Source organism: Microbacterium sp. Mcb102 (assembly GCF_024519805.1).
Taxonomy (GTDB): Bacteria; Actinomycetota; Actinomycetes; order Actinomycetales; family Microbacteriaceae; genus Microbacterium.
In genome coordinates this window covers 1-16,225 of record NZ_JALJRG010000003.1, presented here as the reverse complement: position 1 = coordinate 16,225, position 16,225 = coordinate 1, and the positions used below count along the sequence as shown (strand labels likewise).

Here is a 16,225-nt window from a genome sequence, read left to right as displayed (position 1 = left end):
GGCTCTGGCGGCGTACAGGGGGCGGGTGACACAATGGACTCCGGCGTGCCCGAGTCGCATCTTCCCCGTCGCCGGCTCTGAACGAGCAGCGGGTCGAAGGACCGCCGGGCCCCAGGACAGCGTCCGCCGCGCCCGTCCATTCGAGGAGCCCCCATGTCGACGACTGAAACCGCCGTCCGCACCGCACCCGCCCGCACCGCGCACCGCCGCCACTACCTGATGTGCAAGCCCGAGCACTTCACCGTGAACTACTCCATCAACCCGTGGATGGAGCCGTCGCGGCCGACCGACACCGCCAACGCCGTCGCGCAGTGGCAGAAGCTGCACGACCTGTACCTCGAGCTCGGCCACACGGTCGAACTCATCGAGCCGCTCGCGGGCTACCCCGACATGGTCTACACGGCCAACGGCGGATTCCTGATCGACGGCCGTGCGTACGTGCCCGAGTTCCGCTTCGTCGAGCGCCAGGGTGAGGCCCCGGCGTTCGCCGACTGGTTCCGCGCCGCCGGCTACGACACCGTGATGCCGAAGGAGGTCAACGAGGGCGAGGGCGACTTCCTGCTCGTCGGCGACGTGATCCTGGCCGGTACCGGCTTCCGCTCCACCGGCGACAGCCACCGCGAGGTCGGCGAGGTCTTCGGCCGTGAGGTCGTCTCGCTGAACCTCGTCGACCCGCGCTTCTACCACCTCGACACCGCGATCGCCGTGCTCGACCCGGTGCAGGGCACAGACAACGGCGGCCCGGAGCATGCGAACATCGCGTACCTCCCCGGCGCCTTCGACGACGCCAGCCGTGCCGAACTCGAGAAGCGCTTCCCCGACGCGATCCTCGTGTCGGACGAGGACGGTTCGGTGTTCGGGCTCAACTCGGCGAGCGACGGCTACAACGTGATCATCTCGCCGCGCGCCAAGGGCTTCGAGAAGCAGCTGCGCGAGCGCGGATACAACCCGATCACCGTCGACCTCTCCGAGCTGCTGCTCGGCGGCGGCGGCATCAAGTGCTGCACGCTCGAGCTGCGGGGTGCCAAGTGACCGCGGTCGACGTCGCGAACGAGGGCGAGGCCACCGAGGTCGTCGCCGAGCCGCACGTCGCGCACAACTACCACCCGCTGCCGGTGAACATCGCCCGCGGTGAGGGCGCCTGGGTGACGGATGTCGAGGGCAAGCGCTACCTCGACCTGCTCGCCGCGTACTCGGCCGTGAACTTCGGGCACCGGCATCCGGCGCTCGTGGCCGCGCTCACCGAGCAGCTCGGCCGGGTCACGCTCGTCAGCCGCGCGTTCCAGAGCGACCGGCTCGAGCCGTTCGCCGCGGCGCTCGCGGAGCTTGCCGGCAAAGACCTCGTGTTGCCGATGAACACCGGCGCCGAGGCGGTCGAGACCGGCATCAAGGTCGCCCGCGCCTGGGGGTACCGGGTCAAGGGGATCGCTGCGGGCAAGGCGCGCATCATCGTCGCCGCCGGCAACTTCCACGGCCGCACGACCACGATCGTCAGCTTCAGCGACGACGAGCAGGCTCGTGATGACTTCGGTCCGTACACCCCGGGCTTCGACGTCGTCCCGTACGGCGACGCGGAGGCCATCGCCGCGGCCATCACCGAGGACACGGCCGCCGTGCTCGTCGAGCCCATCCAGGGCGAGGCCGGCGTCGTGATCCCGCCGGAGGGATACCTGCGCCGCATCCGCGAGATCTGCGACGAGAACAACGTGCTGTTCATCGCCGACGAGATCCAGGCCGGTCTCGGCCGCGTCGGCGAGACGTTCGCCTGCGACCGCGAGGGCGTCGTGCCGGACCTGTATCTGCTGGGCAAGGCTCTGGGCGGCGGCATCCTCCCGGTCTCGGCCGTGGTCGGGAACACCGATGTGCTCGGTGTCATCCGTCCGGGCGAGCACGGTTCGACCTTCGGCGGCAACCCGCTGGCCGCGGCCGTGGGCCTGCGTGTGGTCGAGATGCTGCAGACCGGCGAGTTCCAGGAGCGGGCGCGGGCTCTCGGCGCGCACCTGGAGCAGGCGCTGCAGCCGCTGATCGGACACGGCGTGACCGCCGTGCGCATCGCCGGGCTCTGGGCCGGAGTCGACATCGATCCCGCCCGGGGAACCGGCCGCGAGATCGCCGAGAAGCTGCTCGATCGCGGCGTCCTGGTGAAGGATACGCACGGTCAGACGGTGCGCATCGCGCCGCCGCTGGTGATCCGCGCGACGGAACTCGACTGGGCGGTGGAGCAGCTCAAGCTCGTCCTCGGCGCGTAGTACTCAGCGCAGGAGGCTGTGACGGGCAGCGCCACCGCAGGGGGGAGGCCGTCTCTGGGGGAGACGGCTGCGGTGACGCTGCCCTCTCGGAGCGCTCAGGCCGGTGGGGAATCCGGGTCGAGCGTCTTCAAGGTGTCTTCCTCGGCCGCGTTGTCGGCGTCGAGTTGGTCTTCGGTGCCCTCGTCGCCGCCCAGCGCCGCGCGGTGACCCTGGCCGGCATCGCCCTGGATGGCGCCGCCGGTCGATTCGCCGCGCGAGCTGTCGCCCTGGATCGCGCCGCCGGTGCCGTCGCCCTGACCGGCATCCTCATCGGGGACGCCGACGCCGGGAGCGCCCTCGGCCGGGTCCTGCGGGTGGGGTGTGCGTTCCGTGTTGTCGTCCATGCACCGACGGTACGTACGTCGGGTGCACTCCGTAGAGGGCGTTGACAAACCGCGGAAAGAGGCTCAGCCCTCGAGGTCGTTCCTCTTCGCCGTGCGGATGGGCGTGGTGACGGCTGCTTCGTCGCTGAACTCGATCGGGTCGGGCCGCTCGACCACACTCAGTGGCCGGGTCTCGTCGAGGGTGAGCAGGAAGCGGCGGTTCTCGGCGCGGCGCAGGCGGCCCGAGGTCGCCACCCAGATCACCCCGATCGCGCAGGCGACGAATCCGGCCGTGCCGCCGAGCATGATGGCCGCGCGCGGGCCGAAGGAGTCGGCGACCCACCCGGCGATGGGAGCACCCACCGGGGTCGAGCCCATGATCACGGCCATGTACAGCGCGAGCACGCGCCCGCGCAGCGCCGGCTCGGTGGTGATCTGCACGTACCCGTTGGCCGTGGTGAGCAGCGTCACGATCATGAAGCCGGTGAAGGTCAGGGTGACGGCATACGAGGCATACGTCGGCATGGCGGACGACACGAACGCGGCGATGCCGAATCCGCCGGCGGCCATGATCACGACGCGCACCCGCGCGCGATCCCGGCGCGCCGCGAGCAGGGCGCCGATCAGGGAGCCGATCGCGAGCACCGAGCTGAGCACGCCGTAGCCGTCGGCCCCTGCGCCGAACTCGAGCGCCATGGTCGAGGCGAAGATCGGGAAGTTCATGCCGAACGCGCCGATCAGGAACACCGTGACGAACACGACCCGCAGGTCGCTGCGCCCCCAGACATACCGGAACCCGGCCGCGAGCCCGCCGCGGCTGCGGTTCTTCAGCCGTGGCGCGAGCAGGCCGGTGCGCAGCATCGACAACGCGAGGATCATCGCGAGGAAGGTCGCGGCGTTCACGATGAAGACCCAGCCGGAGCCGATTGCCACGATCAGCAGACCGCCGACCGCCGGGCCGACCATGCGGGCGAGGTTGAAGGATGCCGAGTTCAGGGCGACCGCGTTCGACGTGTCGCCCGTCGACACCATGTCCGAGACGAATGCCTGCCGGGCCGGAGCATCGAATGCGTTCACGACACCGAAACCGAGGGCGAAGGCGAACATCATCGGCAGGGTCATCACGTCGTTCAGCAGCAGCACGCCGACCGCGATGGCGAGGGCCAGGAGTGCCGACTGGGTGGCGAACAGGATGTGGCGTCGGTCGAAGCGGTCGGCCACCCATCCGGTGAGGCTCACCAGCACGAGCGGCGGACCGAACTGCAGCGCCATGGTGACGCCCATCGCGGTGGCGTCGTTGTCGGTCAGCTCGGTGAGCACGACCCAGTCCTGGGCAGTGGCCTGCATCCAGCCGCCGACGTTCGAGACGAGGGCGCCGGCGAACCAGATCCGGTAATTGATGTTCGCGAAGGAACGGAACATCGCGCTCATCGCTCCACCACCCGTCGCATCAGGGCGCTCGCTTCTCGGAGCGTCGTGAGCTCGGCCTCGGTGTATTCGACCTCGCGCAGCATGTCGGCCAGCAGCTCGTCGCGGCGGCGGATCGTCTCGACGACGAGCTCGATGCCGGCGTCGGTGATGTCGACCTGCACGCGGCGGCGATCTTCCTCGTCGGGGGTGCGGACGACGAAGCCCTGCTCCTCGAGTCCGTTGATGGTGCTGGTCATCGACGGTGCGGTCACGCGTTCGCGCACGGCGAGGGTCGAGATCGTGCGGCGGCCGTTCATGCGCAGGTCGGCGAGCACCGCCAGCTGAGCATCGCTCATCGAGTCGGCCGCGCGGGCGCAGCGGAGGCGACGGGCCAGGCGGAACGTGGCCATGCGCAGGTCTGTGGCGGTGAGGGCGAGGGATTCATCGGACGCAGACATTACTTAGATAGCCTATCTAATTTTTCTGACGCTGTCTCGGCGCCGGGCACAATGGAGGAGTGACCCGAACACTCGCCTTGGAAATCGCCGTGCAGGACCCCGCCGGAGTGCGCATCGCCGCCGAGATCGGCGCCGACCGCGTCGAGCTCGCCACGGCCCTCGCCCTCGGCGGACTGACCCCGTCTCCCGCGACGCTCGAGCTGGCGGTCGAGGCGGCCGGAACAGACGGGCCCGAGGTGCACGTGCTCGTCCGGCCGCGCGGCGGCGGCTTCCACTACACCGACGACGAGCTGGCGATCACCGAGCGCGACGTGCGTCGCGCGATCGCTGCGGGTGCGACCGGCGTCGTCATCGGCGCGCTCGACGCGGAGGGGCACCTCGACCTGTTCGCCATGGCCCGGCTCCGCGATGCCGCGGGCGGAGCGCCCGTCACCCTGCATCGCGCCATCGACGTGACGGCTGACCCCGTGGCGACGCTGCGCAGCGCCAGGGAACTCGGCCTGCGCCGCGTGCTGACCTCGGGTGGGGCATCCGCCGCGATCGACGGCATCGACACCCTGCGCGCGCTCGTCGCTGCGGCCGAGGGTGAGATCGAGATCATGGCCGGCAGCGGAGTCGACGTCGCGAGTGCCCCGGTGCTCGCCGCGGCGGGCGTCGACGCGATCCACTTCTCCGCCAAGCGCTCGGTGATCGAGGAGGGCGGCGTGCGGATGGGCTCGGCCTCCGACGGCGTCGGCGGCTACGAGGTCACCGACCGCGACCTCGCCTTCGCGATCCGGGATGCCGTCGCGCGGTAGGCGGTGCGGGTGCGCGGTCGCTAGGCTCGCAGCGTGACGGATACGCGCGAGTTCACCGACGCCCATGGCGTGGCCATCGTCTATGACGTGCATCCGGCTGCGGGTACTCCGCGCGGAGTCGTGCAGCTCCTGCACGGCGTCGGCGAGCATGCCGGACGATACGGCGCTCTGATCGGCGCCCTCACCGAGGCCGGCTTCCACGTCTACGCCGACGACCACCGGGGCCATGGCCGCACCGGCATCCGTCAGCACGGCGGGCCCGAGAAGCTGGGGCGACTCGGCGTCGGCGGACTCCGCGCGGCCGAGGATGCCGTCTGGCAGCTGACCGGAATCATCCGCGACGAGAACCCCGACCTGCCGCTCGTGCTGCTCGGCCACTCGTGGGGTTCGTTCCTGGCGCAGATGCTCGTGAACCACCACCCGGAGGCGTGGGATGCCGTGATCCTCTCGGGCTCCGCGCTGCGCACCCCCGGGTTCCTCAACGCGGCACCCCTGAACGCGCGGTGGGCGAAGGACGAAGGCGCCACGGGGCTCGAATGGCTCAGCCGCGATCCCGCCGTGTGGGCCGCGTTCGCCGACGATCCGCTCACGACCGACGTCCCGCTGCTCAAGCTCTTCGGTCCGATCGAGGCCGCGCGGCTCTACGGGCGTCCGGCCAAGGACCTGGGTCGCGACATCCCGATGCTGCTCCTCGTCGGTCGCGACGACCCGGTGGGCGGACCCCGCAGCGTGCACAAGCTCGCCGACGAGTACCGCAGCCGGTCCGGGCTCACCGACATCACGACCCTCGTGTACCCGGATGCGCGCCACGAGATCTTCGCCGAGTTGCAGCAGGAAGAGGTGCGCGCCGACGTGCTCGCCTGGCTCGACGCGCACATCCCCGCGCGCTGAGCAGCGCGCCTCGCATTCCCGCTTCCGTGCGGTGTGACGCGACGTTACGCCCGGTGAAGGCGTGTGACGGACCCGTTCTCCGGGCTCGGAGACGACCGTAGATTCGGGTCAGTATTCCGCGCAGGAGCGAGGAGCGCGCCGTTGTGGGCTGCCCTCGCACGGGAGGGACCGCACCGATGAGCTTCGTGAAGGACTGGCAGGACTGGCACGCGTCGCGCGAGCGCTACGCAGGGTCGGAGTATGGTCCGTCGGCGCTCGAGTCGACGAACTGGCTCATCACGGAGGCGGCAGCGGTCGACGGCATCCCCGGGCTCTGGGCGCTGACCGGCGACGGCGGCATCCGGGGGAGCGAGCTCGGTCAGGCGGGATCGACCGTGGTCCTGCGCGGTACGGAGAGTGTCCGCCTCGGCAGGCGTGAGCTGCGGGTGTTCGATCGCCACGGTGCCCTCGCGCTGCGGGTGCTGAATCCGGCACGGCCGCAGCGCGAGTGGTTCACCGCGATCGACGCCTACGCGCCCGACGAGCGTTGGCGACTCCCGGCGGTGTTCGAGGAGACGCCGGATGAGCAGATCCTGATCACATCGGTCGACGGTGAGGCGCGGGAGACGCCGGTCGCCGGGCGGCTGCGGTTCGAACTGGCGGGGGCAGCCCAGACGCTCACCGTCACCCGGAACGGACAGGGCGCGTTGAGCGCGGTCTTCGCCGACGGCACCAACGGTCTGGAGACGTACCGCTTCCGGTTCCTGCCGGTCGACGAGCCCGCCGCCGACGGCACGGCCGTGATCGACTTCAACCGCGCCTATCTGCCGCCATGCGCGTTCTCGGACCAGTACGTCTGCCCGCTGCCGCCCGCCGGCAACCGGTACTCGACGCCGATCCGCGCCGGGGAGCGCGTGGTGGTGCTCGGGGGCTGATCCGTCCGGTGGTCGGTCCGTCACGGCTGACCCGCCGGATCGGGGCTCTCGCGCCTTAAGCTGGAACCGTGCACGGTGAATACAAGGTCCCAGGTGGAAAGCTCGTCGTCGTCGACCTCGAGATCGAGGACGACCGGATCGCCCGCTTCCGCCTCGCCGGCGACTTCTTCCTCGAGCCGGACTCGGCGCTGGACGACATCAACGCCGCGGTCAACGGGCTGGCCGCCGAGACGGACTCGACGGCCATCGCCGCGGCCGTCCGCAGCGCCCTTCCGGATGGCGCTCAGCTGCTCGGCTTCTCGCCCGAAGCCGTCGGCACCGCGGTGCGTCGCGCGCTCGTGACGGCCCCGGGGTGGCGCGACTTCGACTGGGAGATCGTGCACGACAAGGCGGTCTCGCCGCGCATGAACCTCGCCCTCGACGAGGTGCTCACCGCCCGGGTCGGCGAGGGGCGCCGGCGTCCCACCCTGCGCATCTGGGAGTGGAACGAGTCGGCCGTCGTGATCGGGTCGTTCCAGTCGTACCGCAACGAGGTCGACCCTGAAGGCGCCGCGCGGCACGGGTTCGACGTGGTCCGCCGCATCTCCGGCGGCGGGGCGATGCTCATGGCCGCGGGGCAGATCATCACCTACTCGCTGTACGTGCCGGCATCGCTCGTCGCGGGCATGACCTTCGCCGACTCCTACGCCTTCCTCGACGACTGGGTGCTGCAGGCGCTGCGGTCGCTCGGCATCGACGCGGTCTACCAGCCGCTCAACGACATCGCGAGCCCGACCGGCAAGATCGGCGGCGCTGCGCAGAAGCGCCTCGCCAACGGGGGAGTGCTGCACCACGCGACCCTGTCGTACGACATCGACGGCCAGGTCATGACCGAGGTGCTGCGCATCGGCCGCGAGAAGCTCAGCGACAAGGGCACCACCTCGGCCGCCAAGCGCGTCGATCCGCTGCGCAGCCAGACCGGACTCGAGCGCGCTGAGATCATCGAGCGGTTCAAGGACACCTTCCGCTCGCTGACCGACGCCGAGACGGGGGCGATCACGGCCGACGAGTACGCCGACGCGGAGGCTCTCGTCGAGTCGAAGTTCGCCACCGAGGCGTGGCTGCATCGGGTGCCGTGACCGCGGGCGCGGTCACCGTCATCGAGGGCGACAACCTCGCCGTCGCGGCGACCCTGCCCACGGGTTCCTTCACGCTCGTGTACCTCGACCCGCCGTTCAACACCGGCCGGACGCAGGGCCGGCAGGTGGTCACCGCGCGCCGGACGTTCACAACCCAGGAAGAATCCGCAGATTCGGGCGCGGAGCCCGTCGAATCGAGCGAGGCGGCACCGGTCTTCCTGAGTTCTGAACCGCCGGCGACCGAGCCCGAGCCTGAGCCCGAGCCCGCGACCGAGGTGCGGCACGGGTTCCACGGCCATGCGTACGAGCGGGTGCGCGGGATGCTGCGCGCGTACGACGACCGTTTCGACGACTACGGCTCCTTCCTGATGCCGCGGCTCGAGGAGGCGTGGCGGCTGCTCGCCGACGACGGCACGCTGTATCTGCACCTCGACTACCGTGAGGCGCACTACGCGAAGGTGATGCTCGACGCCGTGTTCGGGCGGGACTGCTTCCTCAACGAACTCATCTGGGCGTACGACTACGGCGCGAAGTCGCGCAGCCGCTGGCCCACGAAGCACGACACGATCCTGGTGTACGTGAAGAACCCGCGGGAGTACGTGTTCAACTCCGACGAGGTCGACCGCGAGCCCTACATGGCACCCGGACTGGTCACGGCCGAGAAGGCTGCGCGCGGCAAGCTGCCGACCGATGTGTGGTGGCACACGATCGTGCCGACGACCGGGCGCGAGAAGACCGGTTATCCCACGCAGAAGCCGGAGGGGATCCTGCGCCGCATCGTGACCGCGTCGAGTCGACCCGGCGACCGGGTGCTCGACCTCTTCGCCGGCAGCGGCACGACCGGGGCCGTGGCCTCGGCGCTCGGTCGCGATGCCGTGCTGGTCGATGACAACCCCGAGGCGATCTGGATCATGAAGACGCGGATGCCGCACGCCGAGGTGATCACGCCCGGCTGAGGGCGTTCGTGGTGTCGCCGCTCGCCGTCCACAGACGGGAGAATGCTGTGATGACGGATACCGACTTCGAGACGACCGCCGACCTCGTCGAGGTGACGACCACCGCAGGACGCGTGCGCGGCCGCTGGCGTCCGACCACCGGTGGTCGAGGCAATCCGCGGTCGGCGGCGTTCCTGGGCATCCCGTTCGCGGAGGCCCCGGTCGGTGAGCTGCGCTTCCAGGCGCCCGTGCCGAAGGCACCGTGGGAGGGCGTGCGCGACGCGCTCGAGTTCGCCGCCACCGCGCAGCGCGGCGATCCCGGCGTCACGCTCATCCCCGAGCCGAGCGTCGAGGGCGAGTCGACGCTCAACGTCAACGTGTTCACGCCGAGCCCGGCCCGCGCCGAGCAGGGAACCGGGCTCCCGGTGCTCGTCTGGATCCACGGCGGCGGGTACTTCGCCGGCTCGCCCGCGAGCGTCTGGTACGACGGCCGCAACTTCAACCGCGACGATGTCGTGACCGTGTCGATCTCGTACCGCCTCGGCTTCGACGGCTTCGGCTGGATCGAGGATGCTCCGTCGAACCGTGGTGTGCGCGACTGGCTGCTCGCGCTGGAGTGGGTGCAGCAGAACATCGCCGCGTTCGGCGGCGACCCGTCGCGCGTGACGATCGCCGGCCAGTCCGCGGGCGGCGGTGCCGTGCTGACCCTGCTCGGCATGGAGAAGGCGCAGCACCTGTTCCACGGTGTCTACTCGATCTCCGGCGCGCTCGCCGATGTCGCCGCCACCCGTGCCGAGACGTTCGGTCGCGGGCTCGCCACCGCCGGCGGGGTCGAGCCGACCGTCGCCGGCTTCTCCTCGCTGTCCGAGGAGCGCATCCTCGAGCTGCAGAAGAAGGCGACCCAGCTCGGGCCGTCGTCGGTCGGCACCATGATGGAGGAGGGGCTGCCGCTCGGACCGCGCATCGACGGCGATCTGCTGCCACGGTCGACGCGCGAGGCGCTCGCCGCGGGTGTCGGCGCCGACAAGCCGCTCGTGCTCGGGGCGACCGACGACGAGTTCACCATGGTGTTCTCGGACGCGGCGAAGAAGCTGCGCTGGGTGCCCCGGTCGCTCCTGCTGGGAAAGCTCGGGCTGCCGAAGGCCGCGCGCCGTGCGTACCTCGCCGCCAACGCCGACGTCACGGGACTCGGCAATGCCCGTGTCGCCGGGCGCCTGCTGACCGACCGGATGTTCCGCTCGGCGCTGCTGAAGGTCGTCGCCGACCGCGGGGCCGCGCCGACCTGGGTGTACCGGTTCTCGTGGCCGTCGGGGCGCTTCGGTTTCGCGGAGCACTGCCTCGATGTGCCGTTCTTCTTCGACTGCCTCGACGGGCCCGCGATCGAGCCGCTCGCCGGCCCGAACCCGCCGCAGCAGCTGGCCGATGAGGTGCACGGCGCGGCGGTTGCGTTCGTCACGGGCGGGGATCCCGGGTGGCCGCGGCACGAGGGGGATGCGGGCATCGTCCGGGTCTACGACGTGCCGACGCGCGACGTCCGCGATGCCTACGCCTCCGTGCGTCCGCTCCTGGGCGAGTCGTCCTGACGATCTGAGCCGACCTGCCGTCAGGCCGCATACACCTTGCGGAGCGTCTCGGTCACGGTCCAGGTCGTGCGCATGCCCTCGGCGAGACGCACCACCGAGCCGGGGCCGACCTCGAGGTCGGGCAGCTCCGACGAGGCGAACGAGATCGTGGCGCGGCCGCTCAGCACGACGAACACCTCGTCGGACTCGGTGTCGGTCGCAGTGCCGGGTGTCATCTCCCACACGCCGATCTCGACCCCGCCGAGACTCGCCAACTCGTGCACGGCGGTCGTCGGGGCGCCGGCGAGCACCTCGCCCGCGGGCAACGGCTCGTGCGCGAGTGCGAGACCACGAGCATCCATCCCCGTCCCCGCCGCGAGAGCGTTCACGAGTCGAAGCCCATGCCGACGGCGTCGAGCGTCTTGAGGAACAGGTTGCGCTTGCCCTCGTTGTGGTCCGCCCGGTCCATGGCCGCGCGCACCAGGTTCACGCCGATCGACGCGGCGGGCTCCGGCGGGAACGGGATCGGCTTCTCGCGCACCATCCGCAGCTCGGTGCGTTCGGTCGAATCCCCCGACAGCGTGTCGAGCATGACGTCGGCGGCGAAGCGGGCAGCCCCCACACCCAGTCCGGTGAAGCCGGTCGCATAGGTGACGCGGCCCTTGCGGGCGGTGCCGAAGAACGCGCAGAAACGGCTCGACGAGTCGATCGCCCCGGCCCAGCGGTGGGTGAAGCGCAGGCCCTCCAACTGCGGGAAGGTCGTAAAGAAGTGCGAGGCGAGCTTGCGGTGGCTCTCGATGCGGTCCTCGTACTCGGGGCGCACCTTGCCGCCGTAGTGGTAGACCGCGTCGTAGCCGCCGAACAGGATGCGGTCGTCGGCGGTGAGCCGGTAGTAGTGGAACTGGTTCGCGCTGTCGGCGAGGCCCTGGCGGTTCGACCAGCCGATCGACGCGAGCTGTTCGGCGGAGAGCGGCTCGGTCATCAGCACGTAGTCGTAGACCGGCACGGTCATCAGGCGGTTGCGCTTGAGGAGCGAGGGGAACACGTTGGTGGCGAGGGCCACGGCATCCGCCACGACCCGACCGTTCGGCGTGACCAGCGTGATCGGACCGGAGCCGTCGCCTTCGATGGCGCGCACGATGCTGTGCTCGTAGATCTCGACGCCGAGGTCTGCGGCGACGCGTGCCAGCTCGACGCCCAGCTTGGCCGGGTGCACCAGGGCAGAGCCCTCGCGGTCCCAGGCTCCGGCGAGGAACGTCTCGGAGTGCACCTCCGCCTGCACGGCTTCGCGGTCGAGGAAGCCCGGTTCGTCCCGGAGCCACTCGACCTGATGCGGCTCCACCGCCACGGCCACCTGACCGGTGCGCTCGAACTCCGCGTCCATGCCGTAGCGTGCGACGGTCTGCTCGATGCCGTCGAGGTTCTCGTGGCCCAGCTCCTCGAGCCGGTCGATCTCCTCGGGCCACCGGGTCACGCCGTTCTCATGACCGTGGGTGAGGCTCGACTCGCAGAAGCCGCCGTTGCGACCGGACGCCGCCCACGCGATCCGCGACGCCTCCAGCAGGACGACGCGGCGTTCGGGGTCGCGCTCCTTGGCGCGCACGGCGGTCCACAGTCCGGCGTAGCCGCCGCCGACGATCGCGAGGTCGGCGCGGACCGTGCCGTTCAGGCGCGGATGCGTCGGTCGATCGACATCATCGAGCCAGAACACGCGGAGCGCGGTGTCGCGCAGGGAGTCGTCGACGACCCCCTGCGGCGGCCGACGGCGTTCGAAGACGGTGGTTCCCATGATCACTCCGATGCGTCGGGGGTGCGCCTCAGCGCGTTCCCCAGTTGTAGAGGTCTTTGTAGAGGCCCGCGTAGAGCAGACTCTCGGTGTGGACGATGCCCGGGATGGTGCGGATGCGGGTGGCGATGAGGGTGATCAGGTGCTCGTCGTCCTCGCATACGGCCTCGACGAGGATGTCGAACGTCCCGAGAGTGACGACGACGTAGGCCAGCTCGGGGATCGTGGTGAGCTCTTCGGCGATGGCGCGGGGATCGCCCGAGACGCGGATGCCGATCATCGACATGCGGTGGAAGCCGAGCTGCATCGGATCGGTGACCGCGACGATCTGGATGATGCCGGCCTCGGTCATCCGCTGCACACGCTGACGGGCGGCGGCTTCGCTGAGCCCGACCTCACGCGCGATCTCGGCGTACGGTCGGCGGCCGTCCTCCTGCAGGAGTTCGACGATGCGCTTCGAGATGTCGTCCAGTGCAGGCTGGGCAGGCTTGGGGCTCATCTATCGATATTGACAGTCAACACCGGATTCTGCAACTGATTCAGTCGCTGTGCGCGGGCGATATCTTCCGATTCCGCAGGCTGCGCGCTACCATGACGGCATGTCCCGCACCCTTCTGAAGAACTCCGCGCCGTTGCAGAACTTCATCGGCGGTCGCTACGTGCCCGCGTCCGGGGCGGAACGGATGCCGCTCCTCGATCCTGTCACCGAAGCCACGTACGGCGAACTGCCGATCTCCGACGGTGCCGACGTCGACGCTGCCTATGCCGCGGCATCCGCGGCCTTCCCGCTCTGGCGTGACACGACGCCCGCCGATCGGCAGCTGGCGCTGTTCCGCATCGCCGATGAGATGGAGTCGCGGGCCGAGGAGTTCGCCGACCTGGAATCGCAGGACACCGGCAAGCCGCGTGCGAGCCTCGTCGCCGACGAGATCATGCAGTCGGTCGATCAGCTGCGTTTCTTCGCCGGTGCCGCCCGCAGTCTCGAAGGTCGGGCGGCGGGGGAGTACCTCGCCGGGCACACGTCGTTCGTGCGTCGGGAGCCGATCGGCGTGATCGGTCAGGTGACGCCGTGGAACTATCCGCTGAACATGGCCGTCTGGAAGATCGCGCCTGCGCTCGCCGCCGGGAACACGGTCGTGCTCAAGCCCGCGGAGTCGACGCCGTTGACCACGCTTCTGCTCGCCGAGATCGTCGCGCTGCATACCCCGGCCGGCACTCTGAACGTCGTGCTGGGCGATCGCGACACGGGTGTGGCGCTGGTCGAGCATCCGACCCCGCAGATGGTCGCGATCACCGGTTCGGTGCGTGCGGGCATGGCGGTGGCGCGCTCGGCGGCGAACGACGTGAAGCGCGTGCACCTGGAACTCGGCGGCAAGGCGCCGGCGATCGTGTTCGCGGATGCCGTGCTCGAGAAGGCTGTCGACGGGATCATCACCGGGGCCTTCTTCAACGGCGGCCAGGACTGCACGGCGGCCACTCGGGTGCTGGTGCACGAGTCGCAGCACGACGAGCTCGTCGCGGCGCTCGTGGCCAGGGCGAAGACGCACGCGCGCACCGGCGGACCGCACGAGGAGGGGGTGCTGTACGGCCCGCTGAGCAGCGCGGCGCAGCTCGCTCAGGTGCAGGGCTTCATCGACCGCCTGCCGGCGCATGCGACCGTCGAGACCGGCGGACGCCGCCAGGGAGACCGGGGCTACTTCTGGGAGGCCACGATCGTGTCGGGCGTGCGGCAGGACGACGAGGTCGTGCAGGGCGAGATCTTCGGTCCGGTGCTGACCGTGCAGGCGTTCGGATCCGACGACGAGGCGCTGGAGATGGCGAACGACGTGCCCTATGCGCTCGCCGCGTCGGTATGGACGACGGATCATGCCAGGGCGATGCGGTTCTCGCGCGACCTCGACTTCGGCTGCGTGTGGATCAACACGCACATCCCGTTCGTGTCGGACATGCCCCACGGCGGGGTCAAGCACTCCGGATACGGCAAGGACCTCTCGCAGTACGGCTTCGATGACTACACCCGCATCAAGCACGTGATGAGCGCGCTCGACTGAGTGGCAGCGGCCGCGGAGCCCGCGCAACGCGCCGACGGTTCGAGTGTGAGGGTCAGCTCACGTGCGTCTGGAGCCAGGGCATGGGGTCGATGGCGACGGTGTTGATGTGGACCTCGAAGTGCAGGCAGGAGCCGAACACGTAGCCGGTCGATCCGACGTCGCCGATGTACTGACCTTCGTCGACACAGTCGCCGACCTCGACCGCACGGGTTCCGTAGTTCAGGTGCGAGTAGACGGTGCTCACGGCCTGTCCGTCGACGATGCTCTCGATCTGAATCGTCACGCCGTAGCCCTGGTAGCTCTCGGTGGAGCGGGAGACGCAGCCCTTCATTGCGGCGTTGATAGGGGTGCCCACACCCGCGGCGAAGTCCTGGCCGAGGTGAGACCGGCCCGGCCGCGACGCACCGAAGCCATCGGTGAACGAGTAGGTCCCGTCTGCCATCGGCATGATGATGCGATCGGCGATGGGGATGTCGACGGCGCTTCCGAGCGGCATGCCGGCAGCGAGTGCCGCCGCGACGGCACGGGAGCGTGTCTCCTCGATCTCCTCGGGCGTCGTCGCCGAGAAGGTCCCGCGCGGAGCGATCTCCGCGCGGATCTCGTCCGAGGACGAGGACGCGGACGTGGATGTGTAGGACTGCGCGGCATCGGCAGCGGCCGCAGTGGTGAGGCTGGTGGTGGCGCCGGCGACGACTCCTTCGCTCCCGGTGGCGAGTGCGGGCAGTGCGGCGCCGGTGACCATCACGCCGATCGCGAATGTGGCGCCGAGCGCTTTGGCCTTCGCCCACGGACGCTTCGCGCGGCGGGGACGGACCGGAGACGAGGCGGGCTTTCGCGCGAGACGCCCTCGCGGGCTCCGGGGGCGGCCGGGCGTGCCGGTGGCCTTCGGGTGCGACGGGCGTGGGGTGTCCGTGGTGGCGGTGCTCGCATCGACGGGAGACTGCGCGTCTGTGGCGGTGCTCGCGTCGACGGGAGACTGCGTCTCGGTGGCGGTCGCGGTCGCGGTGCTCGCGTCGACGGGAGACTGCGTCTCGGTCGCGGTGCTCGCGTCGACGGGAGACTGCGTCGCGGTGGAGGCGTCGGCCGTGCGGGGAGGCTGTGCGTCCGAGGGCGTGTCCGCCGTGCGGGGAGGCTGTGCGTTCGAGGGCGCGTCCGCCGCGCGGGGAGCTTCAGGAGTCGTGGGGGCGGAGTTCCGCCGATCGCGCCGCAGCAGCGGGCGGGGTGCGACTGGTGCTTCTTCGGGGGCTTCCGGGGCGTCGTGAGCGCGCTCGGGTGGCAGGGAGTTCGTGACGGAGTCCTTCCGGAGGGCAGATGTACGCGGCGGTCGATCCCCCCGGATGCCACCGTTACCGATCTGTAATTTAGTTGGCGAACCTGTGAGCGTCAAATCGAAGAGCGGATGCTCGACGTCATGTCGACGACGGATGGTCTGTCTCCGGCGACATCGGTGTGTGCGGTGTCGGCGCGGATACTCACACTCTGCCCTGGTGGGGGCGTCCGCGTGTGTCGCAGTGGGGCGTGCTCTAGCCAGTGTGGACAAGTGTTGAGTCGGTGTTTCTGTGGAGGGCGTGTCGGTGTTTCGCGTGTTTCGGAATATTGCTCTGAACTGGGGTTATCGAGGTTCTAATGTCGGTGGTCCCGGGTTGACTGGGGGTATGAACAACCCCGCGGAACTGCTCGGCCAGGTCGTCG

16 protein-coding genes are annotated in these 16,225 nt (G+C 70.0%); 9 read left to right on the top strand and 7 right to left on the bottom strand.

Annotated elements, in window-relative coordinates; genetic code table 11:
* The first annotated feature begins 153 nt into the window (after nucleotides 1–153).
* Both ddaH and rocD read left to right on the top strand, forming a co-directional pair.
* Nucleotides 154–1,032, top strand: a complete 879-nt coding sequence (gene ddaH / locus OC372_RS08980; RefSeq protein WP_262001592.1) for a dimethylargininase — start codon at nucleotides 154–156, stop codon at nucleotides 1,030–1,032.
* Nucleotides 1,029–2,249 carry an ornithine--oxo-acid transaminase gene (rocD, locus tag OC372_RS08975; protein ID WP_262001591.1) on the top strand — a complete coding sequence of 407 codons (1,221 nt, stop codon included), beginning with the start codon at nucleotides 1,029–1,031 and terminating at the stop codon, nucleotides 2,247–2,249. The genes ddaH and rocD overlap by 4 nt, the downstream gene beginning before the upstream one ends.
* 95 nt (nucleotides 2,250–2,344) lie before the next feature.
* On the opposite strand, the gene OC372_RS08970 is transcribed toward rocD, so the two are convergent.
* The 3 genes from OC372_RS08970 to OC372_RS08960 form a co-directional block, all read right to left on the bottom strand.
* Nucleotides 2,345–2,632, bottom strand: coding sequence for a hypothetical protein (locus OC372_RS08970; protein ID WP_262001590.1), 288 nt, complete (start codon nucleotides 2,630–2,632; stop codon nucleotides 2,345–2,347).
* A gap of 63 nt (nucleotides 2,633–2,695) precedes the next feature.
* The gene (locus OC372_RS08965; protein ID WP_029262134.1) at nucleotides 2,696–4,033 is read right to left on the bottom strand and encodes an MFS transporter; all 1,338 of its coding nucleotides are present in this window, start codon (nucleotides 4,031–4,033) and stop codon (nucleotides 2,696–2,698) included.
* Between the two features lie 5 nt (nucleotides 4,034–4,038).
* Nucleotides 4,039–4,479 carry a MarR family winged helix-turn-helix transcriptional regulator gene (locus OC372_RS08960; RefSeq protein WP_029262135.1) on the bottom strand — a complete coding sequence of 147 codons (441 nt, stop codon included), beginning with the start codon at nucleotides 4,477–4,479 and terminating at the stop codon, nucleotides 4,039–4,041.
* 59 nt (nucleotides 4,480–4,538) lie between these two features.
* Between OC372_RS08960 and OC372_RS08955 the strand changes: the two genes are divergently transcribed.
* From OC372_RS08955 to OC372_RS08930, 6 genes are all read left to right on the top strand, one after another.
* Nucleotides 4,539–5,276: a copper homeostasis protein CutC gene (locus OC372_RS08955; RefSeq protein WP_262001589.1), complete on the top strand. Its 738-nt coding sequence runs from the start codon at nucleotides 4,539–4,541 to the stop codon at nucleotides 5,274–5,276.
* Between the two features lie 33 nt (nucleotides 5,277–5,309).
* Nucleotides 5,310–6,167: an alpha/beta fold hydrolase gene (locus tag OC372_RS08950; RefSeq protein WP_029262137.1), complete on the top strand. Its 858-nt coding sequence runs from the start codon at nucleotides 5,310–5,312 to the stop codon at nucleotides 6,165–6,167.
* 176 nt (nucleotides 6,168–6,343) lie between these two features.
* On the top strand, nucleotides 6,344–7,081 hold the full coding sequence (locus tag OC372_RS08945; RefSeq protein ID WP_029262138.1) for a DUF1684 domain-containing protein: 738 nt from the start codon (nucleotides 6,344–6,346) through the stop codon (nucleotides 7,079–7,081).
* Between the two features lie 68 nt (nucleotides 7,082–7,149).
* Nucleotides 7,150–8,199, top strand: coding sequence for a biotin/lipoate A/B protein ligase family protein (locus OC372_RS08940; protein WP_262001588.1), 1,050 nt, complete (start codon nucleotides 7,150–7,152; stop codon nucleotides 8,197–8,199).
* A complete protein-coding gene (locus OC372_RS08935) occupies nucleotides 8,178–9,155 on the top strand; it encodes a DNA-methyltransferase (protein ID WP_262001587.1) in 978 nt (325 codons plus the stop codon). The genes OC372_RS08940 and OC372_RS08935 overlap by 22 nt, the downstream gene beginning before the upstream one ends.
* A gap of 50 nt (nucleotides 9,156–9,205) precedes the next feature.
* Entirely contained in the window at nucleotides 9,206–10,717 is a 1,512-nt protein-coding gene (locus OC372_RS08930; protein ID WP_262001586.1) for a carboxylesterase/lipase family protein, read from the top strand.
* A gap of 20 nt (nucleotides 10,718–10,737) precedes the next feature.
* Here OC372_RS08930 and OC372_RS08925 read toward each other — a convergent pair whose 3' ends face one another.
* Genes OC372_RS08925 through OC372_RS08915 form a run of 3 tightly spaced genes read right to left on the bottom strand, consistent with a single transcriptional unit; the run spans nucleotide 10,738 to nucleotide 12,981 of the window.
* Nucleotides 10,738–11,085: a cupin domain-containing protein gene (locus OC372_RS08925; RefSeq protein WP_262001585.1), complete on the bottom strand. Its 348-nt coding sequence runs from the start codon at nucleotides 11,083–11,085 to the stop codon at nucleotides 10,738–10,740.
* The gene (locus OC372_RS08920) at nucleotides 11,082–12,485 is read right to left on the bottom strand and encodes an NAD(P)/FAD-dependent oxidoreductase (protein WP_262001584.1); all 1,404 of its coding nucleotides are present in this window, start codon (nucleotides 12,483–12,485) and stop codon (nucleotides 11,082–11,084) included. The genes OC372_RS08925 and OC372_RS08920 overlap by 4 nt, the downstream gene beginning before the upstream one ends.
* Before the next feature lie 28 nt (nucleotides 12,486–12,513).
* On the bottom strand, nucleotides 12,514–12,981 hold the full coding sequence (locus tag OC372_RS08915) for an Lrp/AsnC family transcriptional regulator (protein ID WP_029262144.1): 468 nt from the start codon (nucleotides 12,979–12,981) through the stop codon (nucleotides 12,514–12,516).
* Nucleotides 12,982–13,081: 100 nt separating this feature from the next.
* Here OC372_RS08915 and OC372_RS08910 point away from each other — a divergent pair, with 100 nt between their 5' ends.
* Nucleotides 13,082–14,533, top strand: a complete 1,452-nt coding sequence (locus tag OC372_RS08910) for a gamma-aminobutyraldehyde dehydrogenase (RefSeq protein ID WP_262001583.1) — start codon at nucleotides 13,082–13,084, stop codon at nucleotides 14,531–14,533.
* 52 nt (nucleotides 14,534–14,585) lie between these two features.
* Here OC372_RS08910 and OC372_RS08905 read toward each other — a convergent pair whose 3' ends face one another.
* Nucleotides 14,586–15,920 (bottom strand): M23 family metallopeptidase, encoded by a 1,335-nt coding sequence (locus tag OC372_RS08905; RefSeq protein WP_262001582.1) that lies wholly within the window; start codon nucleotides 15,918–15,920, stop codon nucleotides 14,586–14,588.
* Nucleotides 15,921–16,225 lie beyond the last annotated feature (305 nt).